The following is a 12653-nucleotide window of genomic DNA, read 5'->3' on the forward strand; positions in this document are numbered from 1 at the left end:
AGGAAAGGCGCCAGCCACAGTGCTGTGGTCAGGTTCATCACTCTGTGAAAGGAACTATGCCACCTATGCGTGTTGTGAACGATGATCATGCCACCGGTACCGGCGAGCCCACAGATAGGGGAGGAACACCTGCGACCACTCCTGCTGCTCTCCTGTCGTCCTCTAGCGCTCTCCCCGTGACGATCGCCGATATCTGGGAGGCTTATAAACTCCTGAAGCCGCTGCTGCATCATACTCCGTTAACCCCCTCGCGCACGCTCCGAGAGATGACCGGCGCGGAAGTCTATTTAAAGGCCGAAAATATGCAGCGCTCTGGCTCCTTTAAGGTGCGCGGCGCGAGCTTCAAGCTTTCGCGTCTGAGCGAGCGGGATTATCAGCACGGGGTGATCGCCGCCTCGGCTGGCAACCATGCCCAGGGTGTGGCTATCGCTGCGGCCCAGCATAAGATCCGCTGTACGATCGTGATGCCGGAGACGGCGCCCCTGGCCAAAGTGATGGCGACTCAGGGCTATGGGGCTGAGGTCGTCCTGCATGGCTTTACCTACGATGATGCCTATGAGCGCTGCCTGCAGTTACAGGAGCAGACTGGGGCGACCTTTATCCATGCCTTTGACGATCCCGATATCATCGCCGGCCAGGGAACCCTTGGCCTGGAGATGCTCAGCGATCTTCCCGATGCCGACGCCATTCTGGTCCCCATCGGCGGCGGTGGCCTGATCGCCGGAATCGCTATCGCGGCCCGTGCTCTGCGCCCCAATATCACTATTATCGGCGTGCAGGCCGCCGGCGCCCCGAGCTGCCGCAGCTCGCTCGATGCGGGCAAGCCTCTGGAGCTGCCGGCCATCACGACGGTGGCCGACGGTATCGCCGTGAAGCGCCCGGGCGAGCTGACCTTCTCGGTGATCCAGCGCCTGGTCGATGACGTGGTCCTGGTCGACGATGAGGCCATTATCAGCGCCGTCCTCTTCCTGATGGAGCGCTGCAAGATGCTGGTCGAGGGGGCGGGCGCCGCCGGCGTGGCCGCCTTGCTAAGCGGTACAGTGAAGCTGCCCGGTAAAAAGGTCCTGGTCCCGCTCACCGGCGGCAATATCGATATCAACCTCGTTGGCCGCTTCATCGAGCATGGCCTGGCCGCCGCCGGTCGCTATTTTGTGATCCATACGCGCCTCAACGATCGCCCGGGCGAACTGATGCGCTTCCTCAGCATCATTGCCGATATGCGCATCAACGTGATTGATGTGCGTCACCAGCGCATATCAAGTCACCTGCCAATTATGCAGCGAGAAGAGACGCTGACGCTGGAGACGCGCGACCGCGCCCAGTGCGAGCAGCTGCTTGAGCGTCTACGGGCTGCTGGCTACGTGGTGGAGGAGGCCCAGTCGCTGGATTAGGATAGGAATCTGGCCAGAGTGGCCTGGCCTGCCGACTTCTCTGCGCTGCTCAGGTCTGGGTATCCTCTTCCCGCTACTTCGCAGATTCTCCGCCAGAATGGGCTTGATGCCGCGTTGAACTATTGGGCAGATGCGGCAGATGGGTTATGCTGCCCATCGGCCTGCGGAACTGCCGGCCTGAAGCGTGGGGGTGGCGGTGGTGCTGGGCTATCGAGGGGGCCTGTCGAGGCCGGAGGCGGGTGGGAGCTGTGTTGCTGACCCCCTTTTCCCTCCTCGCTTGTGGCTTGACCTGCCCGGCTGGCTAGCGAGCTGTTAGCTGTGAGCCGGCCAGATCGGGTGAGCTGGTCAGGCGTCGCGCCTCGGCGAAGAAGCCGATTGCCATTGCTCCCTTTGCTCCGCTATAATGGCTGGCGAATGTCAATTCAGGGCATGAACGAGAGTCTGCAGCGAGATCAAGTAGTCAAGAGAAGGAGCCAGGGAAGAATATGGATGCCGTCAACAGTCCTCCGGGCCTGGCCACTCTACGGTTTCTAACCGGCCCCCTGGCGGGCACCACCGTACAAATCGTCAAACCTGTGACTACCCTTGGGCGCGAGCCTAGCAACGATGTCGTTATTTCTGACCCAACGGTCTCGCGTCAACACGCTCGCCTGCTTTACGAAAACGGGACCTGGGTCATCGAGAAGCTGAGTCCCCAGAATACACTGAGCGTCAACAAGCAGCAGGTGCAGCGGGAGACCATTCACGATCGGGATATCATCGGGCTGGGATCGGGTACGACCTTTCTCTTCCTGGTTGCGGCTGGGCAGGCCGGCAGTGGGCCTAACGCCAACGCCGCGCAGCCTTCTGGTGGAGGAGGAACGACCAGCCCCGGCTCTCTCCAGGGGCAGGCCCAGCCAGCGGCCACACCGGGTGCAGCTCCCTCGCCGTCGGGGTCAGTTCCGCCACCTCCCGTGGGACCGGTCGGAGCCGTTCCTGTTGGGGCTGTTCCGGCTGCGGGTGAAGGCGGGACCCAGCGCGTCGATTCCGAACTCTTCAAGGCTCAGCTCGCCGCGGCGGCGAATGCCGGGGTACCTCAGGGAGTACCGTCGCTGGAAATCAGCAGCAACGTACGGCGGGAAAAGCTGGTCTATCCGCTCAATAAGCCGATCATCAGTATTGGGCGCGATCCCTCCAACGACATTGTCATTCCAGAGCCAATCATCTCGGCCTTCCACGCCCAGATTGTCTTCGACGGCAACCAGCCCTATATTGTGCATCCCCATCCAGCGCGTGGGCGCACCCTCAATGGCCTCCTCTATCGGGGCCAGCGCATTCGCGGAGACGAGCAATTCCGCAAGCCGCTGGAGCGGGGAGATATCTTCCGCATTGGCGACGAGCACGGCACCCTCGTCACCCTTGCCTATAACGATGGCAGTGGCCAGGTCCAGGAGATGCTGCCCGAGATCCACCCGGTGCCCCTGGGCGCGCCGGTCATCACTATCGGGCGCCATCGCGATAACATGCTCGTCCTCAGCCACCCCCAGGTCTCCGGCCATCATGCGCGCCTGGAGCGCCTGGCCGACGGCAGCTATCGCATCGTCGACCTCGGCAGCACTAACCATGTCTACGTCAACGGGCAGCGCGTGGGCCAGCGCCTGCTCATGCCCGGCGACGAGATTCGTATCGGCCCCTTCAGACTGATCTATACCGGCACCGAGCTAACCCAGCATGATGAGAGCCGCAGCATCCGCATCGATGCGCTCCACCTGAAGCGCTACGGCACCCACCACATGCTCTTGTTGCAGGACATCTCGCTGGTCATTCCGCCGCGCAAGTTCGTCGCCGTCGTCGGCGGTTCGGGCGCCGGGAAATCGACACTTATGGATGCCCTCAACGGCCTGCGACCGGCCCAGGAGGGTCTTGTCCTCTACAATGGCCAGGACTATTACAAGAACCTGGCCGCCTTCAGCACGCAGCTTGGCTATGTGCCCCAGGATGATATTGTCCACCGCGACCTGACGGTGGAGCGCGTGCTCTACTATGCCGCCAAGTTGCGTCTGCCCGAGGATTTCACCCACGAGCAGATTCAGAAGCGCATTGAGGAAGTACTGGAAGATGTCGAGATGACCCACCGGCGCCACCTGCTGGTGAGCAAGCTCTCCGGCGGCCAGCGCAAACGGGTCTCGATCGCGATGGAACTGCTGGCGAATCCGAGCGTCTTCTTCCTGGATGAGCCAACCTCGGGCCTCGACCCCGGCCTGGATCGCAAGATGATGCTCCTCCTGCGCCGCCTGGCCGATAAAGGGCACACGATTATTCTGGTAACCCACGCTACGACCAATATCAATGTCTGCGACTATATCTGTTTCCTGGCCCCAGGCGGCTACCTGGCCTACTTCGGGCCGCCGGAGGACGCCAAGCAGTTTTTTGGTCGCAGCGACTTCGCGGAGATCTATAGTCTCCTGGAGCCGACCGACGAGAACCCCTCTATTCCCCAACAGGCCGCGGAGCGCTTCAAACAATCGGCCGATTACCAGAAGTATGTCGCCATGCCGCTGAGCACGGGGCCGGCGGGCCGCCTCAACCAGCCGGTTGCACAGACCGCCGCCGTCAAGCCGCCGAAACGCGGCAACCCCTGGCGGCAGTTCTGGCTGCTCTCCTTCCGTTATCTGGAACTGCTCAAGAACGACGTTGGCAACCTGCTCATTCTCTTGCTGCAGGCGCCAGTGATCGGTATCATTCTCTTTTTCCTGGCCGGGCATGGAACCTTTGATTCCAGCAGCATCGCCACCTGCCAGACGCAGCCGCCGCCGTCGGGCCTGCCGGCCATCCCGATCACCGTCCCCAATGGCAACAAATACGACTGCCAGAACGTGATCAACGCCCTGCAGACCCCCCAGGGCCAGGCTCTCCTTGCCCAGAAAGGGCTAAGCGAAGATCAGGCGCTGAACTACTATATTGTTCCCGGCTCGGGCGGCGACGCTCAGAAGATCCTCTTCATCATGGCCTTCGCTGCCGTCATGTTTGGCTGTATCAACGGCGCACGGGAGATCGTCAAGGAGGCCCCCATCTACCGGCGCGAACGCGCGGTCAACCTGGGCATTATTCCCTACATGTTCTCTAAGATCGCCGTGCTTGGCCTGCTCTGCCTGCTCCAGAGCCTGGTTCTGGTGATCATGGTCAACCTGAAGGCGCCTTTCCATCAGGGGATTTTCCTGCCCGTCGGACTGGAGATCTACATCACCATGGCTCTCACCTCGCTGGCGGGCCTCATGCTGGGTCTGACGATCTCGGCCATCGCCCCCAATAATGACCGGGCAATGAGCTTTGTTCCCATTGTGCTTATTCCTCAGGTCATTTTCTCGGGCATTATCTTCGCCCTCAATGGTCCCCTGATGCAGTTCCTGGGAGCCTTCTTCGCCGCTCGCTGGGCGATGGCGGCCCTCGGCTCCTCAATCGGCCTGCACGGAGACAAGTTGGGCGCCGACGGCTTCTCCTATCACGGGACGCTCTTCCCGACCTACGATGGCCATAGCCAGGCCGAGGCGGTCTTTCACCTGCTGCTGACCTGGTTCGCCCTGGCCCTCATGAGCGTCGTTCTGGCTCTGCTGATCGCCTACTTCCTCAAGCGCAAGGATGTGAGGCGCTAGCAGAAAGGAGAGAACGGCAGAGCTGAGTGAGGCAGACACACCGAAAGCCTCTGGTTGGGGCGACTCTCAGGTAAGCGAGGAAGATGAGACCTAGACGAAGAGGACAGCACAGGACGGGGGCCGGGACCGCGGCGCAAGCAGGCTCTCGCTCGCCCGCCGCTCCAACCCGTTGAAGCGGGCCAGAGTGCGGGACCGAAAGGAGAGAGGCTAACGCCGACTCGCCCACCCAGCCAACCCGGCTCCCGCCTCCCGCTGGCGCGCCTCCTCCTCTCCTTCCCCCTCCTACCAGGTCCGATCGAAGAAGGCTGCAATAGCAAGGAACTGTGAGGAACAGGGCCAGGATATCGGGCATAAAGGCGAAGAGGGGCGCATGGTACTTCTTGGCATCTTGCTTGATCGCACTTTTCACCTTATGTTATTGTAACAATGTTCTTATCCGGGTACACCCGGGCCAGTTCTGGGAACAATGAGCGAGCAAGCGAGCGGACGGGCAAGAGGGAAAGTGTTACTCAACAGGCGTATTATCGTTGGCATTTGCGGGGGGATCGCCTGTTACAAGGCTGCTGATCTCGTGAGCAAGTTGCAGCAGGCGGGAGCGCTCGTCGATGTGATCATGACGAAGCGCGCCGAAGAGTTTGTCCGTCCCTTGACCTTTGCTGCTCTCAGTCATCGGCCCGTCTATAGCGATCTATGGCAGGCGGCAGAGCATGCCGCCGAGTTGCACATTGAGCTGGCGCGCGCTGCCGAGCTGTTGGTGGTGGTGCCGGCGACGGCTAACACGCTGGCGAAGCTGGCTCATGGAATCGCCGATAATTTGCTGACGGCGGTGGCCCTGGCAACGCGGGCCCCGCTCTTATTGGCTCCGGCAATGGACGCCGAGATGTATGAGCATCCGGCGACCCAGGCGAATCTGGCCCTGCTGCGCGAGCGCGGGGCCCACGTGGTCCCGCCCGAGGTGGGGCACCTGGCTTCTGGGGCAGTCGGCCCCGGACGCCTGCCGGAAACGCCGGTCCTGCTGGGGGCTGTGCGCTGGCTGCTGGGTCGCTCTGGCGACCTGGCTGGTCGGCGTGTTGTCGTAACTGCCGGCGGAACACGTGAGCCGCTGGACCCGGTCCGCTTCCTGGGAAATCGCTCCTCGGGGAAGATGGGCTTCGCCCTGGCTGCCGAGGCTCTGGCCCGTGGCGCCCAGGTGCGGCTGATCTCTGCCCCTACGGCTCTGACTCCTCCCTACGGGGCGGAGTTCGAGGAGGTGGAGACCACCCTCCAGATGCTGGAGGCTGTGCGCCGGGCCGTGGCTGCCGCCGATGTGCTGGTGATGAATGCAGCGGTGGCCGATTTCCGTCCCGTTGCCCCAGCGTCGCGCAAGATCAAAAAGGAGGAGCTTGGCGCCGGCGAGGGCTTGCCTGCCCATGCCCAGGCTCAGGCGGAGGGGGAGGGAGAGCTGACCCTGCGTCTGGTGCGCAATCCCGATATCCTGCAGGAACTCGCGCACCTGCCTCTGTCGGCTCACGCCTCGGCCTCGCCAGCATCGGCAGAGGGTGCTGGCTCGCCGCCCTCACGCTCGCCGGAAATGCCTGCTCGCCCACGCCGCCTGATCCGCGTTGGCTTTGCCGCCGAGACCCATGATGTGCTCTCCTACGCCCGCCAGAAGCTGGCGCAGAAGGGCCTGGATCTCCTGGTCGCCAACGATGTGACTCGCCCCGATAGTGGCTTCGGCTCCGATACAAATAAGGTCTATATCTTCCACGCCGATGGCGGCTTGGAGGAGCTGCCGGTCATGCCGAAGGAGGAGGTCGCGGCTGCCATCTGGGATCGGATCGTCCCCCTGCTGGGGACGAACTAAGTTGGGAGGACGTGGCTTTGTGATGGGTGCTTTTCTGTTAGAATTGTTGGGTACACGGAGTACGCAGGAGGAGTCCGCTATGGAACGCAGTGCTAGTGCTGGTTTCGAAGGAATCGCCCAGCTGCTGCTGGAGCAGAAGAAGTTGATGGAGGCCCTGGAGGCCGAGAACCGCGAGCTGCGCCGCCAGCTCGCCGACCTGCGCCGCGGCGTCGGCATCGCTGTGGTGATCGAGGGAAAGACCATTCAGTTGGCTACCGATCAGCCAATGGCTCAATCGCAGGCCGCTCTGCAAAGCTTGCAGAATCTCCAAAGCGCTCCGGTGACGCCGAGCGCTGCTCAGAATCCCGCTTACCCTTCGCAGCCAATGCGCCAAACCGGTAGCCAGCAGTCGGTGAACCTCAATGAGAAGCGGGAGAACGGCAATAATCGCAGCCCGCTCGCTGATAGCTTTGTTCTCTAGCTTGCCCGCTTCGATGACCTGGCCCGATTGCCCACTCGCTGGCACTCGACGAGCTGGCCGATGAGTGGCCGGCGCCGCGCTCGTGGGTCGGTGGCAGGCTGTCAGGAGAACAGCGCTGCATGCTGCCCGCCTGCCTGTCTATCTACCTTGCCCGATTGCACGCCTTTGTTGCTCTTGCTCCGGCTGGCATCAGGCATGTCGCCGGGCGTTGCTGAAGAAGCGGTCGCTGGCGGAGACCCTCAGCGGCTCCCGAGAGCGAAGGTTCTGTAGGCGGTTCGTTTGCTCTGTCCCGCGTTGCACTGGCCCGCGGTTGAGGGTCTCTTTGCCTTTAGTTCGACGGTATGAGCCAGGTTTGGCTTGGCTTGGCTCTCATCGGCACGCCTTCTTTGCTGAGTGCGTGGCGCTGTGCTCTGAGCCGCCGCGCTGACCTCAGCCTTCCGATTGTCTGTTACGCTCTGGCATTGTGTGCGACTCTGACTCTGCCCTACTCTGATGGAGCAGATGGCTGGTCTGGAGAAAAGGGGAGGATCTCTTGCCCGTCAGGCGGGCGCGATCTCTCCTCTCCCTCCTCCTCTGAGCCAGCCTGGTCCTGAACTTTCCCTTCCTGTCTCGCTCCCCAGGCTCTCGTAGCTGCGTTCACAGCCTGGCCTGTCCCCAAGGTGGAACCAGACCAGACGATTGGCCTTCTCCGTCAGGCAGTAAGAGGACAGAACAGGTAACGCAACCTGGCAACGCGCTCTGGAGTCCCGGGCTTTCCCTGCGTTTATATTTTTCAGAGGGGAGCCGGCCATTTTTGCTTTCCTGTCGTGGCTCTCTCTGCTTCCCTGGCCGGAGGAAAGGAGCCGGATCCATGCGGAAGCGAGGGTGCAGGGCAAGCGATCGCCATCTCTGTGCTGCTGTTTGAAAGTTGCGAGAGGCCAGGCGGGAGCGGTTCTGCTCCCTGATGTGATGCTTGCTGCTCTGGCAGGTGTGGCTGGCGCCTCGCCTGGCCTATGTGAACCTACCACCACCAGGGAGGTTTTGATAATGATCTGTCCCCGTTGTCAGAGTCAAGTCGCCGATGGGGTGCGCTTCTGTGGTACCTGTGGAATGCCACTGCAGCCGCTGGGAAGAACACCTGCGCCGCCCGCGTCCTCGTTGCCGCCGGGCAGCGACCCCTACAGTGCTCCTGCAGGGGGCTATGTGCCCCCCAATCAGTACGAGGAGTATGGCAGCAGCCCCTTTGGCAACGCCGTTCCCCGGGCAGAGTTGCATAATCCGCGTGGCCCTCTGCAGGTAGCTGATATGACCATCTCCATTGAGGGCGAGCTGGTGCCGGTAGTCGATATTATGCTTGGCAGTCAGATGCCTATCTACTTTGAGCACCATATTTTGCTCTGGAAGCATCCTGGAGTCCAGATCGGCTTCAAGTCTCTTAGAGGGGCGGCCCGTCGTTTCTTCGCCGGCCTGCAGATTTTTTTAACCGAGGCTTATGGGCCAGGCAATATTGCCTTCTCCCGGGACTCGGTGGGCCAGATCGTTGCGCTGCGCCTCCAGCCTGGTCAGACCGTGGAGGTGCGCGAGCACCAGTTTCTGGTGGCGACCGGCAACGTCGACTATGACTTTACCTTTGTCCAGGGAATTGCCAACATTCTCTTCAGTCGTACCGGCTTCTTTATTGATCGCTTTACTGCCGTTGGCAGCGAGGGGATCGTCTTGCTGCATGGCTACGGCAATGTCTTCGAGAAGGTACTGGCGCCGGGCGAGGCCCTGGATATTGAGCCGGGGGCCTGGCTCTGGAAAGATCCTTCGGTCCAGATGACGGTGACCACCGTGGCCGGCTCGCAGCGCGGTGGCGGCATTCTGGGAGCCATCGGCGGTTTTTTGGCGGGCGCCTCGATCACCCTGAATCGCTTCATCGGCCCGGGACGAATAGGGATCCAGTCCATGACGTACCACCCACCGCAGTACGAGGGCGCGCCCCAGGCCGGAGGAACCAGCAACTTCGGAGGACTGGGCGACCTCTTCAGCTAGTCCATCGACAGCAAGCCTGCGATGCCCTGTGGCCAGGCAAATCACGGGGAAAGGAATGCAAGGACCGGTTAGCTCGCTCAACCCGGCCGAGCGAGCGAGTTGCGCACGTGGGGCGAGCGGGCTGTGCGGAGGGATGCGGGGCAGGAGGGGAGAAGACAGGCAAAGCAAGGCCAGCCAATCCGCCGGCCACGCGCCTCTCCTGCCTGCTCGGGGCCGGGCAGCCTCCTCCCTGGTCCAGTCCCTCTCACTGGCCAGCGTGCAGCCTCCTGCTGGCTCTGGCTGCACTGCCGCACTGCGCTCCGCTTTCGAAGGCTAGGAGCCAGCCCGTCCCTGGTCCTTATCACGGCTCATGCGCAGCACCTTGAGCATGTACTGCTCCGAGTTGAGGTAGTAAGGATTGCGTTTGATATATTTCCCAACCACGGAGATAGGGTGCAGCTTAAGCAGCTCGGCCACCAGGCCGGGCATCAGCTTGCTATGGTCATAGTGCATCAGGGCGATGATGGGCGCATTCTGGAAGGTGAAAACGGCATCGGAGGCAGCTTCGTATTTAAGAATCTGCTCCGGCGTTGCCACGTCGCTGGTCAGCCAGGTCATATCGATAGAGATGCGGACAGCCTTCCAGCCTTCACGCAGCGCCTGAGCGATGAAAGTCTGATGGGAGGAGAGCAGGAAATAGGGATCGAAGCGGGAGCCATTGGCGAGAAAGCTCTCCCGCTCCTCGTGCAAGACCAGCTGTCCGCTGGCGAGCGCGGCATTGACATCGACGTTCAGTTTTGCTAATTCCTCTCGCAGCTCCTCAACCTGGGCGGGTGCGGCGGCGAAAAGGCACTTTTCCGAGGCCGCCAGGCCGACTCGGAGGAGGCGCGCCGTCACGCCTGGAATCTCGGTCACCTTGCTGTAGAGCTGGCAAATGTGCGAGCCGGGAGGAATGCGCTCAGATTTGCCCTCGACACTAAGATCCATACCTACCTCCACGGTCTTCTTCTTGTTGCTGTTGTTATTGATTGATTACGATTCTGCGTCTTCTGTCCGGCGCCTCTGGCTTAGGCGAGCCAGCCGCTCCTGGCGGAGGCGAGCGGCTCGGTTGTTGGTGGCGATGACGACCAGGCTTAGGAGGCCAAAGACCATCACGCCTGAGAAGAAGGTAATGAGTACGAGTAGAACGATGCGCTGCGGAGAGAAACCGAGGAGCAGGGACAGGACGAGCGTCAGCAGCGTCATGGACACGGGGACAACCAGTGTCCAGGCGATGATGATGCGCAGGCTCTGTTTGATCGTCAGCGCCTCTCCGCCGCTGTAGGGGAAGAAGACCCGCCGAAACAGGGAATAGCGCGTGCGCTCTTCGTGTTGCTGTTGCATAGGGCTAACAAGATCCTTCCTGCCGATGCCGCTGTTGTAGCCAGCGCTGCAAGATGGCCTCCGCCTGATAGAGGATATTGACCTCATTCTGATACGTCAGGAGGCGGCAGGCCTCGCCCAGGGAGAACCAGCCCACGCGGTCATACTCGTGATCGTGCAGCGCGATGTCGCCGCCGATGGCTTCCAGCAGGAAGTGACGCACCTGCTTATGGTAACGAATGTGGTCGCGCACGAAGCGGTAAGAGATCGTGCCAATGTAGGCGATCAGGCGCACCTGCAGGCCCGTTTCCTCCTGCACCTCGCGTAAGGCCACCTGCTCGATCGTCTCACCGGCGTGCGGTGTTCCCTTGGGAAGCACCCAGATGCCTGGATGGCTGCGGCCTACCAGGGCCACCTCGATGCTCATCCCGTCGCTCCCAGGCAATCCCCGCGCATTGCGCAGCGCTTTCCCCTGAACGGATCGCTGTCTGGCGTAGTGTTGCTGTTGTTGCTGCTGCCTTTGGATCACCGGGGCGGGGGCTGGAACCAGGCGGAAGACAACGCCTCCGGCTGAGTACGCGCGCAGTGTACGATAGGGCTGATAGCGCTCCCAGCCCCGGGCCGTTTCCTCTTTATGCCATCGCAACTTCGCCCCACTCCTCCTTACTACTAGTGCTGCTGCTGACCGTCGCCTCTCTTCTCGTTTCACTGATCAGCCAGCCAACAACAAACAAAAGAATTGGGCGCGACCTGAGAGAGTCGCGCCGCGTACTGATACCTGCCAGAGCGTTGACGCAGCGCGAAACCTCTTCCTGTGCAGGGAACAGGTTGCGCCGCTCCTTATCGTGGCAGTATAGCGAATGCCTTGACATGTGTCAAGACAGCATACGTCGGACAGCCTCCAGATTTCTGGGAGGGGCATCGGGGGGGACAGCGCAGCCTGGGGCCAGAATGAACTGCTCGCCGCCGGTCAGCTCCAGCGCTTTCTGCACCTCCTCCTGCACCTGGTCTGGGGTACCGGTGCGCAGCACGGTCTTTTCGCTGATGCCGCCCATCACCGCTTTGCCCGAGCGGCGTTTCCCCTCACGCAGGTCGGGGTTCCCTTCCAGGGTGGCGGCCCAGCTAATGGCATGGACGGGATAGTTCGCCAGCAAGTCAAAGTAGATGTGGGAGCCGCAATTGTGCAGGATCGTGAACTTACTGCGCCCCTTGATAGCATCCAGGAACTCCAGGTCGTACTGTTCGCCGAACTCGCGGTACTGGTCCTGGGTGAGCAGGCCCTCGCGGGCCCAACCATTTGTCGCATAGAAGATGCCGCTGGCCCCCTCTTCCATGCAGGCGATGGCGAAGGTGGTAAAGGTTTCCAGAATGGTACGCAGTCCGGTATGGAGGGCCTTGCGATCCTCGCGCATGCTGTGCAATACTGCCTCGGTGCTGTTGCCAGCCAGGTACCTGGCCACGCCCAGAGGGCAGAAAATCGTTTGTACAAAGTAGGCATCGTTCCCAAGATGGTACTTGATGAGCTGCAAGGCTCGTAGCTGCTCGGCCAAGGCTCCCTGGGTCGGCTCCAGTGGGCGCAGCCGCTTCCAGTCCGCGGTGCTCTTGATAGGGGTATCCTCGAAGACCGGCGGCTTGTATTTATCGCCGGAGGGGCGCACGCGGACGTTCCAGCCCTCGACGTGGTAGGAGGCACGAGGGTTGACTTTCAGGAAGTCCCAGTCATAGCGCGTGAAGTTCTCGATCATCGCTTCCACAAACGTCTGCACGTTCCACTCGCGCTCGTAGTCGTGGCCCCACATGCTCACTGGCACGCGATCGACCGGTTTACCGCGCAAGGCGGCCTCAACACGTTCCTTCTTGTTCAAGGTCTTTCCCATCCCCTCTAGACGAGATCACTAACTGGACACAAACCAAGTCTACAGCTGTTCCGGGTAGGCAGCCCACGAGCCGCTGCCCACTCGGTCAGATCCGAT

The 12653-nt window shown here is 61.6% G+C and carries 9 protein-coding genes; 5 read left to right on the plus strand and 4 right to left on the minus strand.

Annotated elements, in window-relative coordinates; all coding sequences use genetic code 11:
• Nucleotides 1-65 precede the first annotated feature (65 nt).
• From ilvA to ACFMO7_RS16045, 5 genes are all read left to right on the plus strand, one after another.
• Nucleotides 66-1391: a threonine ammonia-lyase gene (gene ilvA / locus ACFMO7_RS16025; protein WP_376796498.1), complete on the plus strand. Its 1326-nt coding sequence runs from the start codon at nucleotides 66-68 to the stop codon at nucleotides 1389-1391.
• A 485-nt stretch (nucleotides 1392-1876) separates the two neighbouring features.
• Nucleotides 1877-5023, plus strand: coding sequence for an FHA domain-containing protein (locus ACFMO7_RS16030; protein ID WP_376796499.1), 3147 nt, complete (start codon nucleotides 1877-1879; stop codon nucleotides 5021-5023).
• 466 nt (nucleotides 5024-5489) lie between these two features.
• Nucleotides 5490-6866 (plus strand): bifunctional phosphopantothenoylcysteine decarboxylase/phosphopantothenate--cysteine ligase CoaBC, encoded by a 1377-nt coding sequence (coaBC, locus tag ACFMO7_RS16035; RefSeq protein ID WP_376796500.1) that lies wholly within the window; start codon nucleotides 5490-5492, stop codon nucleotides 6864-6866.
• 79 nt (nucleotides 6867-6945) lie between these two features.
• The gene (locus ACFMO7_RS16040; protein WP_376796501.1) at nucleotides 6946-7326 is read left to right on the plus strand and encodes a hypothetical protein; all 381 of its coding nucleotides are present in this window, start codon (nucleotides 6946-6948) and stop codon (nucleotides 7324-7326) included.
• Between the two features lie 1026 nt (nucleotides 7327-8352).
• Nucleotides 8353-9339, plus strand: coding sequence for an AIM24 family protein (locus ACFMO7_RS16045; protein ID WP_376796502.1), 987 nt, complete (start codon nucleotides 8353-8355; stop codon nucleotides 9337-9339).
• 312 nt (nucleotides 9340-9651) lie between these two features.
• Here ACFMO7_RS16045 and ACFMO7_RS16050 read toward each other — a convergent pair whose 3' ends face one another.
• The 4 genes from ACFMO7_RS16050 to ACFMO7_RS16065 all read right to left on the minus strand — a co-directional run bounded on the left by ACFMO7_RS16050 (nucleotide 9652) and on the right by ACFMO7_RS16065 (nucleotide 12545).
• Nucleotides 9652-10305: an MEDS domain-containing protein gene (locus ACFMO7_RS16050; RefSeq protein ID WP_376796503.1), complete on the minus strand. Its 654-nt coding sequence runs from the start codon at nucleotides 10303-10305 to the stop codon at nucleotides 9652-9654.
• A 45-nt stretch (nucleotides 10306-10350) separates the two neighbouring features.
• The gene (locus ACFMO7_RS16055) at nucleotides 10351-10701 is read right to left on the minus strand and encodes a hypothetical protein (protein WP_376796504.1); all 351 of its coding nucleotides are present in this window, start codon (nucleotides 10699-10701) and stop codon (nucleotides 10351-10353) included.
• 4 nt (nucleotides 10702-10705) lie between these two features.
• On the minus strand, nucleotides 10706-11326 hold the full coding sequence (locus tag ACFMO7_RS16060; RefSeq protein WP_376796505.1) for an NUDIX hydrolase: 621 nt from the start codon (nucleotides 11324-11326) through the stop codon (nucleotides 10706-10708).
• A gap of 229 nt (nucleotides 11327-11555) precedes the next feature.
• Nucleotides 11556-12545: a uroporphyrinogen decarboxylase family protein gene (locus tag ACFMO7_RS16065; RefSeq protein WP_376796506.1), complete on the minus strand. Its 990-nt coding sequence runs from the start codon at nucleotides 12543-12545 to the stop codon at nucleotides 11556-11558.
• Nucleotides 12546-12653 lie beyond the last annotated feature (108 nt).

It is taken from the genome of Thermogemmatispora sp. (genome assembly GCF_042408735.1).
In the GTDB taxonomy this organism is placed as follows: Bacteria; Chloroflexota; Ktedonobacteria; order Ktedonobacterales; family Ktedonobacteraceae; genus Thermogemmatispora.

Excerpts from the sequence above, each read along its gene's own strand:
- ACFMO7_RS16055 (WP_376796504.1), bottom strand. The coding sequence starts at position 10,701 with ATGCAACAGCAACACGAAGAGCGCACGCGCTATTCCCTGTTTCGGCGG.
- ilvA (WP_376796498.1), top strand. The coding sequence starts at position 66 with ATGCGTGTTGTGAACGATGATCATGCCACCGGTACCGGCGAGCCCACA.
- ACFMO7_RS16040 (WP_376796501.1), top strand. The coding sequence starts at position 6,946 with ATGGAACGCAGTGCTAGTGCTGGTTTCGAAGGAATCGCCCAGCTGCTG.
- ACFMO7_RS16050 (WP_376796503.1), bottom strand. The coding sequence starts at position 10,305 with ATGGATCTTAGTGTCGAGGGCAAATCTGAGCGCATTCCTCCCGGCTCG.
- ACFMO7_RS16030 (WP_376796499.1), top strand. The coding sequence starts at position 1,877 with ATGGATGCCGTCAACAGTCCTCCGGGCCTGGCCACTCTACGGTTTCTA.
- coaBC (WP_376796500.1), top strand. The coding sequence starts at position 5,490 with ATGAGCGAGCAAGCGAGCGGACGGGCAAGAGGGAAAGTGTTACTCAAC.
- ACFMO7_RS16045 (WP_376796502.1), top strand. The coding sequence starts at position 8,353 with ATGATCTGTCCCCGTTGTCAGAGTCAAGTCGCCGATGGGGTGCGCTTC.